Source organism: uncultured Faecalibaculum sp. (assembly GCF_910588395.1).
Lineage (GTDB): Bacteria > Bacillota_I > Bacilli_A > Erysipelotrichales > Erysipelotrichaceae > Faecalibaculum.
Genome location: NZ_CAJUPA010000009.1, coordinates 1 through 14,073, shown reverse-complemented (window position 1 = coordinate 14,073; position 14,073 = coordinate 1). Strand labels below are relative to the sequence as shown.

Here is a 14,073-nt window from a genome sequence, read left to right as displayed (position 1 = left end):
GGAACATGTGATTGTGAAAACAGAGGATTTTGACAAAAAGTACATTGGCAGGCTGAAGGAACTGTCATGCCGGATCTCTTTGGGTATGACGGAAAGGATGAATCCTGGAGTGTGGAGATGCAGAACGATGTAATCGAGGATGGAAGGCTGGACGTATCCCGTTCGCATATCGTGCTGGACAGGATGCCGGAAGGAAAGAAGTACTCATATCTGAAGAAGGGGCATATGATTGCATTGACAGATGTCACAAGCCTGCCGGGCATGGAAGGTCCGCTGTTTGTGCCGGGAAAGCCGGTGGTGAACATCCAGGCTGTGGACAGTTTTACAGGAAGGATCATCCCGGAGAAAATGGAAATCCGGCTGTTCAACCTGCGACATACAGGGGCGGACGCAGCGGGGGATCTGGCCCATGATCTGTGGCAGTCTGATCCGGAGAAGATCAGAAATGATTTTCTGAAGAAGCTGATGAAACGAATCAAATACACGGAGAAAGGAGAAAAAGCCATGTGCGAGGTATCAAGAGAAATCTACAGGGAAGGTGAAAAATCAGGTTTTGGAAAGGGAGTCCAAACGGGTCGTAAAGAAGGATTAGAAGAAGGTCGTAAAAAAGGTCACATGGATATAGCCTGCAATCTGTTGCAGGCAGGACAAATGACGATGCAGCAGATTGCAAAGATGACCAGTCTCAGCCTCAGCGAAGTGCAGAAACTGAAAGCACACATGAATGCCTGATACATAAATTCCTGACCAGCAGAGAGCACAGACTCTCTGTTTTCTTTTGTCCCTGCCCGCCCTGCCGGGCTCTGTTGTACAATGAACCCGATGACTGAAAGAAACAGAAAACAGGACCCCATCGGGCTGTTCGATTCCGGCCTGGGGGGAATCAGTGTCCTGCATGAAATTCACAAGGAACTGCCTTCGGAAGACCTGATCTATTTCGGAGACAGCCTCAACAATCCCTATGGGACCAAAGACAAGGACACCATCCGGGATCTCTCCGATGCCATCTGCCGGCAGCTGGCAGATGCGGGCTGCAAAGCCATTGTCATAGCCTGCAACACCGCCACCAGTGCAGCAGCACCGTATCTGCGTGCCAGGTATGGCATTCCGATCATTGGCATGGAACCGGCCCTGAAAGTGGCTGTGGATCAGCACACAAACCGGCGCATTGCCGTCTGGGCTACGGATCTGACGTTGAAGGAAAAGAAATTCCAGGACCTGATGGATAAATGGGGCCGGGATGTGCCCGTAACCCGCGTACCCTGTCCGGACCTGGTGCAGCTGGTGGAACAGGACCGTCTCCAGGATCTGGAAGCGGTGGATGCAGCCCTGCAGGGCTATATGGCGCTCTCCGGAGATCCGGATGCCGTGGTGCTCGGCTGCACGCACTTTGTGTTCTACAGGCAGCGACTCCAGGAACTCTATCCGGAGATCTCCTTCATTGACGGAAACTGTGGAACCGCCAGACATCTGGGGGAAGTCCTTGCCGGCTCTCTCAATGACGCCGGTGGTAAGATAGAGTACAGAAACAGCGACGGAAACAAGCTCGGACTTTCCCGCCGCCTGTACGAAAGACTGGAGGACACGCAATGACAACAGAGAAAAAAAACGCCACAGCCTGGGACAATCTGAGCCCGGAACAGCTGGATGCGGTGATGACATTCGCGGACAACTACATGCAGTTCATCTCCGAAGGCAAAACCGAACGCCGGGTTGTGGATCAGGCGATCGCCCTGGCAAGGGGGTTTGGCTACCGGGACATGAATGAAGTGATCTTCAACAAAGAGACACTGAAAGCCGGTGACAAAGTCTGGTTCAACATGATGGGCAAGGCCATTGCCCTGGTGCAGCTGGGAACAGATCCCCTGGAGAAGGGCATGAATATCCTCTGCGCCCACATTGATTCTCCCCGGCTGGATCTCAAGCCGAAGCCGCTCTATGAGGCGGATGGCCTGTGTCTGCTGGATACACATTACTACGGCGGCATCAAGAAGTATCAGTGGACTGCGATTCCTCTGGCTCTGTACGGCGTGGTGGTCCTCAAGGACGGCACCCAGATGGATGTGGCCATCGGGGATCATGAACAGGATCCGGTTTTTGTCATTACCGATCTGCTGCCGCATCTGGCAGCGGAACAGATGAAGAAACCCGCACCGCAGGTGGTGGAAGGAGAGGACCTGAACGTGCTCTTCGGTTCCATCCCCGCCAAAGAGGCAGAGAAGGATCAGGTGAAAGCGAACATTCTGAAGCTGCTCAAAGATGCCTATGGCATTGATGAGGAAGACTTCATTTCCGCGGAACTGGAAATCGTGCCCCAGGGCAAAGCCCGGACACTCGGTCTGGACAAGTCCATGATCCTGGGCTACGGCCAGGACGACCGGTCCTGCGCCTATCCCTCTCTGATCGCCCAGCTGGAATGCGGTCCGGTGAAACGGACAGCCATGACGATCCTGGCGGACAAGGAAGAAATCGGTTCCGTGGGAGCCACCGGCATGCAGAGCCGGTTCTTCGAGAACCTGGTGGCAGAACTGCTCCATGCCCAGGGAATTGATTCTGTTGTGGCAGTCAACCGCACCCTGCAGAACAGCACCGCCCTGTCCAACGACGTGACAGCAGCCCATGATCCCAACTACGCCCAGGCTTCCAGCCCCAATGGCAACCAGGCTGTGCTGGGCGGCGGCTTTGCCATGGGCAAATACACCGGCAGCCGGGGTAAATCCGGATCCAACGACGCCAGTGCAGAATTCGTTGCCGCGCTGCGGAAGATCTTCGACGAAAACAATGTGCAGTGGCAGATGTCCGAACTGGGCAAAGTGGACCTGGGCGGCGGAGGCACCATCGCCTATCTGCTGGCCAACTACGGCATGCAGGTTATTGACGGCGGTGTGGCGCTGCTGAATATGCATGCGCCCTTCGAAGTCAGCTCCAAGGTGGATCTGTATGAAACCAGGAAAGCCTGTCTGGCCTTCCTGCAGCACATGGAGTAAACCGGATACAGGAAACAGACAAGCAGAGAACAGCCGGCAGGCTGTTCTTTTGCAAATGGGCAAGCCTGCAGCCGGGAATTCGTTCCTGTTATGACATTCCCGGGAAAAAGATGGTTTCCGCTAACTCTTGCAGCGGTTACAATAAAGTTGTATTCCGCAATTCTGCGCGTATTTCCCTGAAAGGAGCAGACAATCAATGAACATAGAACAACCCACGGTCACCATGGTGGCCACGGATCTGGACGGCACGCTGCTGGACAGTCACAAGCAGGTCAGCGAGGAAACCCGGAAAGTCCTGCGGGAGCTGAAAAACCGGGGGATCCTCTTCGGCATTGCATCCGGGCGTCCGGTGGAATCCGGCCAGGTGCTGGTGCATGACTGGGGACTGGAAAACGACATTTCCTTCCTGATCGGCATGAACGGCGGAGCGCTGTATGACATGCGGACCAAAGCCAAGCACAAGTACTATCCGCTGTCCGGGGACAAGATTCTGGAAATCATGGACCATTTCAAGGACATGGATGTGATCTTCCAGTGCATGCTGGGCAATGACCGGTTCGTAAACCGGTCCACAGAGAAAACCCTGGCCCACGCAAAGCTCTTCTGCGAACACGAGCATCAGGTGGATTTGCAGGAGTTCCTGCCGGGACGGGAAATCGACAAGCTCATTCTCTTCCTGGACCCGGAACTCATGCCCGCTGTCAGAGAACGGGCGGCAACCTTCAGCGATCCGGAGTATACCAGCATGCAGACAGCCGACAACCTGTACGAATACATGGATCCCCGGATCAACAAGGGCTTTGGCATTGAAAAAGCCTGCAAGCACTACGGCATCACGCCGGATCATGTGGTGGCTTTCGGAGATGCGGAAAACGATGAAGCCATGATCCGGACCGTGGGCTGCGGCGTGGCCATGGCCAATGCCAGCGACGAGCTGAAGCGGATCGCCGATGTGGTCCTGGCTGAAACCAATGACCAGGACGGCCTGGCGCATTTCGTGGAAAACGTCATTCTGCCAGCCAACCAGGACCGCCTGGAGATCGACGCCAATGCCTAAGTGGGACGACGCCTACTGCACCCTGGCGCAGGAAATTCTGGAAAAGGGCATCAGAGTCCACAACCGCACCGGTGTGGATTCCATCAAGATCCCGTCCTGGCATTTCCGGATCGATCTGGCAGACGGCTTTCCGGCGCTGACCACCAAGCAGCTCTTTCTGCGGCAGGCGGTGCTGGAGATCCTGTGGATCTGGCAGGCCAGAAGCAACGACGTGCGCTGGCTGCAGGAGCGCAACGTGCACATCTGGGACAAATGGGAAATCAGCCAGGATGGCACCTGGCGGGATGAAGAGACCGGAGAGATCCTGAAGACGTTCGATCCATCCTGGGCCCACACCATTGGCACAGCCTATGGCTATGTCATGGACAAGTACAGCCTGCCCCAGAAGCTGATCCGCTCATTGCGCAAGGATCCGGAAGACCGGCGCAGAGTCGTGTCGCTGTGGCAGGAAAGCGAACTGGAGACCGCGGTTTTGCCCCCCTGTGTATGGAGCACGGAATGGGACGTGACAGACGGCAGGCTCAATCTGTGGGTGCATCAGCGCAGCTGTGACGTACCCCTGGGGCTGCCCTTCAACGTGGCCCAGTACGCCGTTCTGCTCATGATGATCGCCCAGGTCTGCGGTCTGGAACCCGGTGTGATCGACTGGTCCATCAAGGATGCGCACATTTATGTCAATCAGGTGGAGGGCATGAAGGAGCAGATCCGCCGCTGGAAGGAAGAGCCGGAAAAGCCTGCCCCGCGGCTGTGGCTGGATCCCGAAGTCCGGGAATTTGAAGATTTCGATTCCGGCACAGCCTGCAGCAGCGTGCATCTGGAAGGCTACGAGCACATGGGCAAGCTGAGCTTTGCCCTGACACAGTGAGGGATCGCATGAAACTGGAGCTGATTGCCGCTGTGGGAGAAAACCGGGAGCTGGGAAAAGACAACCATCTGATTTTCGACATCCCCGGCGACCTGAAATTCTTTGCCAGGACCACCCGGGGACACACCATTGTCATGGGGCGGCGCACCTTTGAGTCACTGCCCGGCAAACTGCCCGGCAGGCATCATGTGATCATTTCCCGCAGCATGGAAAGCGACGACCCGGAGCTTGAGATTTTTGACAGCCTGGAGGCGTTTTATCAGGCTTATGACAGCCGCCCGGAACTGGTCTACTGCATAGGCGGTGCCAGCCTCTATGAGCAGATGCTGCCCAGGGCGGATGCGCTGGTTCTCACCGAAGTGCAGGCAGCTGCCCCGGCGGATGTCCGGTTTCCGGCATTCGACCCGCAGGGCTGGAACCGCCGCCAGCTGGAAAAGGAAACGGAGGAAAACGGACTGCGATACCGCCATGTCCGGTATGAACGCCCATGAATCAGGACAATGAGAGCTTTCTGAACCTGTGCCAGTCATTCGAAAGCCTGGTCAGAGCCCGCTATGACCTGGAAGACAAGGATTCTCCCTACTATTTTCTGGCGGGACTGGAAGCCTTTGACAGCCAGCGGGAAACAATCCACACCATCCGTGGCCTGCGCAACATTCTGGTCCACAACAACGTGGAAATCGCCGGACAGGCCGGATTTGTCATACAGGACGTGCTGATGAAGCAGCTGCAGGAAATCATGACCCGGGTGGAAAACCCCAGACGAGCCAAAGACATCATGACCACCGGTATTGTCTGGGGCGAACCGGACAGCACAGTGGGCAGTCTGCTGGATGTGATGAAGGAAAAACATGTCAGCCGGATCCCCATCCGAAAGCAGGGAAAGCTGATCGGGGTATTCTCCGAGAATGCGGTTTTCCGCCGTCTGGTGCAGGGAAAACCACTCAAACGTCAGGAAACCATGGTTGACTGGCTGGAAGACCTGCGGCTGGATCATCCCGATTCAGAGCGCTATGAATTCTGCCAGGAAAACGATCCTGTGCACATCCTGGAATCCCGCTTCTGCAAGCCAGCCAGACAGCGCCTGGCCATTCTCTTTGTGAAAAACAGCCGTCAGACCATCACGGGCATGGTCACGGTGTACGACATTGCCCGCAGCGACTGAGACAGGAAAGGAAAGAACATGAAACGAGTGATCACCATTACCCGGGAGTTCGGCTCCGGGGGACGGACCATTGCCAAGGAACTGGCACAGCGTCTGGGATGGGAGTATTACGATTACTCTCTGATTTCCCGGATTGCCGCCCAGAGCGGCTACGCACCCGAATACATTGAACAGCACGGAGAAGACATCACGTCCTGGAACAACTGGAATATGGGCTTTTTCTCCCTCTCCGATTCTCTGTTTCTGGCTCAGCGCAAAGTAATCATGGATCTGGCTGAGAAAGGGAACTGTGTCATTGTGGGCCGCTGCGCCGACTATATTCTGGAAGACCGGGATGATGTGCTGAATGTATTTGTCTATGCCGATGAAGACTGGAAGAAGAACCGGGTCCGGAGCATTTACGGCGAAGACGAGAAGGGTCTGGAAAAGCGCTTCAAGGAAAAGAACAAGAAACGTGCGTCGTATTACAAATACTACACAGGACGCTCCTGGGGCCGTGCCTGGTACTATGATCTGTGCCTGAAAACCAGCCGTCTGGGCATTGAAGAATGCGTGAATCTCATCCAGTCAGCACTTCAGTCTTGATAAAGGTATCTAAATATACCAATTAATCAGATATTTATTGCATTTGCCAAGTTTAGTGTATAATCTACCCATATGACAACAGGAGGACAACAAGTTGAATAACTCGAAACGTGCCAGAGAGAGACAGAACGAGATTCGGGAAATACTGCAAACCAGGGAAGTTGTCAGTGTGAACGAGTTCTGCAGTCACTTCGGAGCATCCATTGCGACAATCCGGAATGACCTGGCGTATCTGGAAGGAAAGGGATATCTGCAGCGGGTCAAAGGCGGTGCCATGTCCTGCGAAGGCAAGGCAAGAAGCACATCCATGGATGCCCGTCTGAATCTGCACAAAACCGCCAAGGCAAGGATCGCCAAAGATATCGTAGCCAATGAAATCAAGCCGGGCATGACCCTGATCCTGGATGCCGGCAGCTCCGGCTACTATGTGGCAAAGGAACTGGCAAAGGCTGCCATTCCCTGCACCGTGATCACCCCTTCCGCCAAAGCGCTGATGATGCTGGCACCTGTGGAAGGCGTGCAGGTCTGCACACCCGGGGGAAAATATGATAGTGTGCAGGATACCTGGCACGACGAAGATGCGCTGAACTGCCTGAAAGACATCCACGCGGACCTGTATATCATGAGTCCGGACGGAATCTGCGATGGGCAGTACAACACATCCGACGAGTCTGAAAACGAAATCAAGAAGCAGTTTGTGGCCATGTCTGACCGGATCGTAGCCGCTGCCGATGGCAGCAAAATGGGCCGTCCCGGCGACTATGTCATCTGTCTGGAAAAGGATGTGGACAAACTCTACACAGAGCCTGTGCGCTCCGTGATCCGTTCAATCAACGACTGATATAATCTTTACTCCGGCTGCTGTCTGTGTTATTATATTCAGGCAGTCGGACATGGATCCTTAGCTCAGCTGGCAGAGCAACTGACTCTTAATCAGTGGGTCTAGGGTTCGAATCCCTAAGGATCCACCATTCAGAAACTGCAGCACATCTTCGGATGTGCTTTTTTTCGTTTCCGATATATGCAGCAAGAAAGCCGGACTGCATTCAGACACCGGTGAAGGTACAGACAATAAAAGCAGGAGCAGCCAAAACCATGGCTGCTCCTGCAGGTTATGCACCAGGACGATCAGATTCCGGTTTATGCCCGTTCTTCCGCCTCTGCCTGAGACAGCAGGGAAGCGAAGAGAGAATCAGAGCTAAGGGCATCTCCGTATTCGTGAACCCGGTTATGCCGTTTCAGGAAGTTATAGACCTTTAAGTCATCCTGCCTTTGGTGAGTTCTTCCCTTGTTTGTGGCAGATTCATACTGCTCCTTGCTCAGGAATGCGTAAAACTGTGACATAGTCTGTTCCTCCTCCTTCAAGCCGGAAAACGCGGCCAGCAATTCATCTGTCGGGAAATTTGTATAGTATTCAGCAGGTTTAAATTTGCAACAAAGAATAAGGAATCGCAGAAACGCATCATGCCTCTCTCAGAAACAGCTGTTATGGTGAAGACTGGTGAGCTTGGATAGCAGCATCGATTCGTGGTTGATTTGAGCCAAGGCAGAGATTCATGCAGAACCGGTATACTCAACTGCCATAAGCCCGTTCTTCCGCCTCTGCCTGAGACAGCAGGGAAGCGAAAAAAGAATCAGAGCTGAGGGCATCTCCGTATTCGTGAACCCGGTTATGACGCTCCAGAAATCTGAAAACCTTCAGATCCTCTGTTTTTCGGCGTGTCTCTCCCATGGTGACTCCATGTTTGATTCCCTCCTTCATTCCTTCCTTCATTCCTTCTTTCATACCAATGTTCGTGGCAGATTCATACTGCTCCTTGCTCAGGAATGCATAAAACTGTGACATAGTCTGTTCCTCCTCCTTCAAGCCGGAAAATGCGGCCAGCAATTCATCTGTCAATTCAATCTCCAGCAGGGCACAAATAACCCTGACTGTATCCATGAAAAATGAAAGTTTGAGCTCTCTTACATTATACGGTTTTTCAAAGCGGTTTGCCTTTACAACTTCCACCACTGCCTGCATATCCGGAAACAGAGAGCTGATGTGATCCTCACTCATTTCACCCAGATCCAGAACCACCACGCTGTCACCGGGATCCAGAGCAGGGAACTGACGGCAGATATCTACACCGTACGCTTCCCGCAACGTTCTTGGACCTTTCCAGGTCCGTTTACCATAGTAGAGAACGATATTCAGCTCCAGAAGCGGCTTCTTCTTTTCCAGCATTCTCTGCACTCTGTTGCTGTTGGCGTAATCCAGTTCACGGAACACCATCCCGTATTCCTCTGCCGACTGGTTTTCAATCCCGATGAGGATTTGCAGCTCCTGGTTGTTCCGGTTCGTATACAGCCAATAGGAATCCCGTTCCTGTCCTCTCACCTTCAGACCATACTGCTTCAGCATATGGACAGGAATATAAGCAAGCTCATCCGGAAACACAGGAAACGGCAGGCGTCCGGTCACATTGATGATGCTGGCAGCAATTTCTGCGTGTTCCAGCAGCCTGCGCTGCGTAATATCCTTATTGCCCATGGATGATTCCTCTCATAGACCCGCAGTGATGGCCCTGAATGGTACATATATTCCTTTTCATTCGCATTCTCCTTTCATGGCGCCTAATTGGTTATATTCGCCAGATTTCCAGGTTTTTGCGAAAACTTAAGGGTTAGTACGTCAAATAGTGACATCTGCACCGTAATGCGGCATAAAACGCCTGAGCGGCAGAAACAGCCGCAATATAAAAAGCCCGTCTGTAATAGACGGGCTGCAGTTTTATCATGGTGGATCCTTAGGGATTCGAACCCTAGACCCACTGATTAAGAGTCAGTTGCTCTGCCAGCTGAGCTAAGGATCCATGTCCTGACTGCCTGTTTATGATACCACTGCCCGTAAATGACTGCAAGAAAAACGAAAAAAAGTTTCTGCAGACAGAGCCAGGGACACAGCAAATCAGTCCGCAGTTCGGACAAAAACCGGCCAGGCAGCAGCCCGCGCATGTCATGGCAACCAGCAAAAAGCGGAAACAGACGCAGAGATGCAGGCAAGAAAAAACCTCTGCATCTGGAAATAAAAGGATAATAATATTCCACAAAATCAGGCTGCAAAACCGGTGTTTTCGCCTGTCTGAACCTGGATTACATTCCAGATAACGGTGTTACAAAATCGTCTAAATTGTATATTTTACTGATGTAAACTCTGATTTCAATAACGGATAATGACAAAAAGCAGGTCAAACAGTACAAATACTGAACGACTATACAATTCAGAAACACATCTATACAAATTCTGTCAAGAGATTGGCACAAAAAGATGTAATAAATTACTGAAAGGGGTTTCTGGTTGGAAATAAATATGCTATTTTGTTACTGCAAAGGAAAGTTGCTTCGGATGACTTCGATAAACTGATCTGATGCCTTTTATTTTAGAAGAGGCTGGAAACGTTTACAGATTTTATTCCGAAAGAAAGTGGTTACAAAGAGAGGGCGGTGTATATGGACAGCAGGAAACTGAGAAAATCCTCCCGGCAGGAACTCCTGGAAATGCTTCTGGATGCCACCGAAGAAAACGAACAGCTCCGAAAAGAGAACAGTGAACTCAAACAGCAGCTGGAATCCCGGCGTCTGCTCTGCGAACAAAGCGGATCACTGGCAGAAGCCGCGCTGAAGCTCTCCGGCATCTTCGAAGCCGCAGACGAAGCTGTGAAAATCTACCAGGCAAGTCTGCAGCCGGAACCAAAACCGGAACCACAGCCCGCAGGAGAACAGGATGGACCGTCCGAACAGTCGTGAAGTCCGGGAAGAGCTTGACCGTGTCCGGCACGGCAGGACCTACCGCAGAACCCTGAAATCCACCATTTACGTCCTTGTAACCGTAGCGGCTTTCGCCATACTTGTTGCCACACTCTGGATGCCCGTTTTGGAAGTTTACGGCGGATCCATGGAACCCACCCTCCAGGAAGGAGAACTCGTGGCTGCAGTGAAATCCGGAGACTTCGAAACCGGAGACGTCATTGCCTTTTATTACAACAACAAGATCCTCGTCAAACGCGTGATCGCCGGCCCCGGAGACTGGGTCGATGTATCCAGCGACGGAACCGTCAGTGTCAATGGCCAGACCCTGGACGAACCCTATGTGGACGAACTGGCCTATGGCGATACCAACATTGATCTGCCCTACCAGGTCCCCGACGGACGCTGGTTCGTCATGGGAGATCACCGCAGTGTTTCCGTGGATTCCCGAAACAAGTCCATAGGACCCGTCGCCGCCGAACAGGTGGTGGGAAAACTGGTCTACACAATATGGCCCCTCTCGCAGATGGGAAGCGTCAGGTAAGAAGGTGAATGTATGAGAAAGGGAAAGTTATTTACAGGCAAAACCTGGAAGCGGATCATCCGGGTTCTCTCCTGCATCGTGGTGTTCTGCACCACCTATGCGCTGATTCTTCCTGCCATAACCCAGGAAGCCCATGCCTACTGCGGCCACGGAGAACACCAGCACACCGAACAGTGCTACAAGGAAATTCAGTCCTGCACCAGGGAAGAGCATACCCACACAGATCAGTGTTTTGATGCCGATGGCAGCCTCATCTGTCCGCTGGAAGAGCATGTACACGACGATAGCTGCACCCGACAGCTGCTGGAATGCACGGAAGAGGAACACACCCACTCCCTGGAATGTTTCTCCGATCCCGAGGCGGACAAGGAAACCGAAGAAGACTGGAAGAAAACCCTGCCTGATGAAGAAGATCTGCAGGACAAGACAGACCGGGAAAAAGTCGTCCTGATTGCCCAGAGCCAGAAAGGGTACAAAGAATCCGACAAGAACTATCAGGTGGAAAACGAGACAGAGACCAGAGGCATTACCCGCTACGGTCAGTGGGATGAAGATCCTTATGAAGACTGGGCTGGTGCCTTTGTCCGGTTCGTTCTGCACTACGCCGGTACAGACACGGCTGATGCGAAAAAAGCCACGTCTGAATGGCTGGAACAGCTTCATGACAAGGAAGAGCTGCAGAGCGCAGATCAGGCGGAACCGGGAGATGTGATCTTTGTTTACGATGACAGGGAAGAACTCAAAGCCGGCATCGTAGACGATGTGCAGGAAGAGAATGTCCGGGCTCTGATGGGTGACTGGGATGACAAGGTCCAGGAGAAGACTTTCAGCAAGGTGGATGTGAATGTCCACTCCATCTGGAAACCGGTGGCTTCGGACATAAAAGAAGAACAGCCGCAGGAACCGGTACAGGATGACGAACAGAAACCTAATGAAGAGCCAGTAGAAGAGGGAGAGAACTCGGCAGAAGACAAAGATAAGAATAAGGAAGAAGAACAAGTCGTCACCTATGATTTCACTCAGGAAGTGGAAGCAGAGGATGGCGCCAAAATCAAAGTCAGCTGGAATGCGGGCACTTTTGAAACAGAGGATGTGGTCTTCCAGGCCAAGAAAGTCGAACTGACAGAAGAAGAACAGAAAAAGGTCCAGGAACAGCTGGACCAGGACAAGAACTATACCTTCAGAAACTATGATCTGACTTTCTATGTACGGGATGAAAACATGGAGCTCCAGAAGGTGGAGCCGACACAGCCGGTACATGTGGAGATTGAGTTTGAGGGGGAAGAATCTACAGATTCAAACAGAGTATTCCACTTTGCGGATGATGGTTCCCTCGAAGTGGTTGAGAAGACAAAGGAAAAGCTGGATATCAAGACAGAGAAGACGATTCGGTTTCAGGGTGAAAGCTTCTCGGTATATACAGTAGCTACGACTGCACAGGAACGGGCGAACGGGATTCAGATTAACTCAGTGTATGATTTGAACCGTGAATATCATGAGCATGGAAATCACAATTATTATTTAGGGAATGACGTGGGCCAGGATACAGGAACCGCGGAGTGGAATAAAGATGCATGGTTGAATAGAGGAGGTGATGTTACAATCGATTTAAATGGATATTCCTGGAACTATAAAGGTACAATTTATGTCGGTGAAAATACACATCTTACCATTAAGAATTCCAGGACAACACCTAACCTCAGAGAAGGTGGATCATCGTCTTCCGTTAACTTGTATGGTCATTCCATTGTATTTACTGATAAACGCAGCAATTATTCAGCCAGTGATAATCCACTGGACCAGACTATTACTCAAAACTGGTTTTACAGCACAGTATCCAATATCAGCATTCTGAAGAGTGAAGGGGATGCTATAAAAGTACAGGGAGGATCAGTCACAATTGAAAACTGCGGTATAGTTCCTGGAAGTGAAAAAACAGCAATTGACATGACATCAGGAACATTGAATCTCAACAATACATATGTTGTAGGAGGTAATCGGGGGTTATGCCTGACTGGTGGAGAAACAACCGTAGATGGTGGGGCTGTATCTGATCATGGTGGGAATGATGGCATTGCACAGCCAGGCACAGGCATTTATGTACAAAATGCCAACACTAAACTCACTTTGAAGGGTGGAGTTCAAGTTACCAAGAATATTTCCAGAAATAATAACGGTCAACGAGACAATGGAGGTGGAGGAATCCATGTTAAGCAAGCGACGTTGGATGTTTATGATGCCTTCATCAATGGAAATGCAGATTATTGTGCTACAGATGGTGGTTGGGCTACAGGTGGCGGAATCAAAGGGACTGCAGGTGCGAAAATCTGGTTGAGATCAGCGAATTCCATTATTTCTGGTAACTTTTCGGATAATTCAGGCGGTGGAATCAGCTTATCTGATAGCAACACTACCTTATATATGTTGGATGGCCAAATTTCCAACAATGTTGCCAGATTGAATGAAGGCGGAGGCTTATCACTACAGGCGGAGGACCATACTCATCACTATGATGGTCACTCCACAGCCATTCTGTTTGCTGGGACGATTTCAGGTAATGTATCGAAAACTAATAACCAGTGGGGAGGAGGCGGAATTTTTGTAGGTCATACCGCAAACCTTCTCCTGCCGGATGGAGCGGATGTTACGAATAACCATGCTTATGTATATGGTGGTGGAATTGCTGGGTGCTCCACAGGAAAAATTGTTGTAGATCAATCGGTTATTAATGTGAATAATACGGTGACTCCAGCTGGTTCAAATAATTATGGATATAGATGGACATCTGGTGATAAGCCGTATGATGAGACGTTTTCAAAGGAGATAGGGCTGACTAAGGAAGAGGCTCACGACTATTTCACCTGTCTGTATGCTAGTGTTTACGGACAGTTAGGCGGAGAGGGGGCTTCTTGGATAGGGAATGTAGACAAACAACACGTCATTGATATCAATGATGGTTGGCTTACTTCTCAATATTGCATGGGACTCACTTCTCAGAATACTAATATTCCACAGAATCATTCGTTAAAAAGGCGCTCTAAACTTTGGTGAGGTTCCGACTCTCACATCCTGTACACTTGG

The 14,073-nt window shown here is 51.4% G+C and carries 14 protein-coding genes and 2 tRNA genes; 13 read left to right on the top strand and 3 right to left on the bottom strand.

Going from position 1 to position 14,073, the window contains the following annotated elements:
- Window positions 1-66: 66 nt before the first annotated feature.
- From QZ305_RS03675 to QZ305_RS03630, 10 genes are all read left to right on the top strand, one after another.
- The gene (locus tag QZ305_RS03675) at window positions 67-732 is read left to right on the top strand and encodes a hypothetical protein (protein ID WP_294730169.1); all 666 of its coding nucleotides are present in this window, start codon (window positions 67-69) and stop codon (window positions 730-732) included.
- A gap of 90 nt (window positions 733-822) precedes the next feature.
- Window positions 823-1,593, top strand: a complete 771-nt coding sequence (gene murI / locus QZ305_RS03670; protein ID WP_294730167.1) for a glutamate racemase — start codon at window positions 823-825, stop codon at window positions 1,591-1,593.
- Complete coding sequence (locus QZ305_RS03665) at window positions 1,590-2,987, top strand: aminopeptidase (RefSeq protein ID WP_294730166.1); 1,398 nt, start codon at window positions 1,590-1,592, stop codon at window positions 2,985-2,987. Before murI ends, QZ305_RS03665 begins: the two co-directional genes overlap by 4 nt.
- 196 nt (window positions 2,988-3,183) lie before the next feature.
- Complete coding sequence (locus tag QZ305_RS03660; RefSeq protein WP_294730164.1) at window positions 3,184-4,044, top strand: HAD family hydrolase; 861 nt, start codon at window positions 3,184-3,186, stop codon at window positions 4,042-4,044.
- Window positions 4,037-4,909 carry a thymidylate synthase gene (gene thyA / locus QZ305_RS03655; RefSeq protein WP_294730163.1) on the top strand — a complete coding sequence of 291 codons (873 nt, stop codon included), beginning with the start codon at window positions 4,037-4,039 and terminating at the stop codon, window positions 4,907-4,909. Before QZ305_RS03660 ends, thyA begins: the two co-directional genes overlap by 8 nt.
- Before the next feature lie 8 nt (window positions 4,910-4,917).
- Window positions 4,918-5,400 carry a dihydrofolate reductase gene (locus tag QZ305_RS03650; RefSeq protein ID WP_294730162.1) on the top strand — a complete coding sequence of 161 codons (483 nt, stop codon included), beginning with the start codon at window positions 4,918-4,920 and terminating at the stop codon, window positions 5,398-5,400.
- Window positions 5,397-6,074: a CBS domain-containing protein gene (locus QZ305_RS03645; protein WP_294730161.1), complete on the top strand. Its 678-nt coding sequence runs from the start codon at window positions 5,397-5,399 to the stop codon at window positions 6,072-6,074. The genes QZ305_RS03650 and QZ305_RS03645 overlap by 4 nt, the downstream gene beginning before the upstream one ends.
- Window positions 6,075-6,092: 18 nt before the next feature.
- On the top strand, window positions 6,093-6,659 hold the full coding sequence (locus tag QZ305_RS03640) for an AAA family ATPase (protein ID WP_294730160.1): 567 nt from the start codon (window positions 6,093-6,095) through the stop codon (window positions 6,657-6,659).
- Window positions 6,660-6,753: 94 nt separating this feature from the next.
- Window positions 6,754-7,500: a DeoR/GlpR family DNA-binding transcription regulator gene (locus QZ305_RS03635; RefSeq protein WP_294730159.1), complete on the top strand. Its 747-nt coding sequence runs from the start codon at window positions 6,754-6,756 to the stop codon at window positions 7,498-7,500.
- Window positions 7,501-7,554: 54 nt separating this feature from the next.
- A tRNA-Lys gene (locus QZ305_RS03630) sits at window positions 7,555-7,630 on the top strand.
- 169 nt (window positions 7,631-7,799) lie between these two features.
- On the opposite strand, the gene QZ305_RS03625 is transcribed toward QZ305_RS03630, so the two are convergent.
- The 3 genes from QZ305_RS03625 to QZ305_RS03615 all read right to left on the bottom strand — a co-directional run bounded on the left by QZ305_RS03625 (window position 7,800) and on the right by QZ305_RS03615 (window position 9,514).
- On the bottom strand, window positions 7,800-8,003 hold the full coding sequence (locus tag QZ305_RS03625) for a hypothetical protein (RefSeq protein ID WP_294730157.1): 204 nt from the start codon (window positions 8,001-8,003) through the stop codon (window positions 7,800-7,802).
- 229 nt (window positions 8,004-8,232) lie between these two features.
- On the bottom strand, window positions 8,233-9,192 hold the full coding sequence (locus tag QZ305_RS03620) for an Rpn family recombination-promoting nuclease/putative transposase (protein ID WP_294730156.1): 960 nt from the start codon (window positions 9,190-9,192) through the stop codon (window positions 8,233-8,235).
- 246 nt (window positions 9,193-9,438) lie between these two features.
- Window positions 9,439-9,514: transfer RNA gene (locus QZ305_RS03615), tRNA-Lys, on the bottom strand.
- A 637-nt stretch (window positions 9,515-10,151) separates the two neighbouring features.
- Here QZ305_RS03615 and QZ305_RS03610 point away from each other — a divergent pair.
- The 3 genes from QZ305_RS03610 to QZ305_RS03600 are packed head-to-tail and all read left to right on the top strand — an operon-like array spanning window position 10,152 to window position 14,043.
- Window positions 10,152-10,448 carry a hypothetical protein gene (locus tag QZ305_RS03610; RefSeq protein WP_294730155.1) on the top strand — a complete coding sequence of 99 codons (297 nt, stop codon included), beginning with the start codon at window positions 10,152-10,154 and terminating at the stop codon, window positions 10,446-10,448.
- On the top strand, window positions 10,426-10,992 hold the full coding sequence (lepB, locus tag QZ305_RS03605; protein ID WP_294730154.1) for a signal peptidase I: 567 nt from the start codon (window positions 10,426-10,428) through the stop codon (window positions 10,990-10,992). Before QZ305_RS03610 ends, lepB begins: the two co-directional genes overlap by 23 nt.
- 12 nt (window positions 10,993-11,004) lie before the next feature.
- Entirely contained in the window at window positions 11,005-14,043 is a 3,039-nt protein-coding gene (locus tag QZ305_RS03600) for a hypothetical protein (protein ID WP_294730153.1), read from the top strand.
- The last annotated feature ends 30 nt before the right edge of the window (window positions 14,044-14,073 follow it).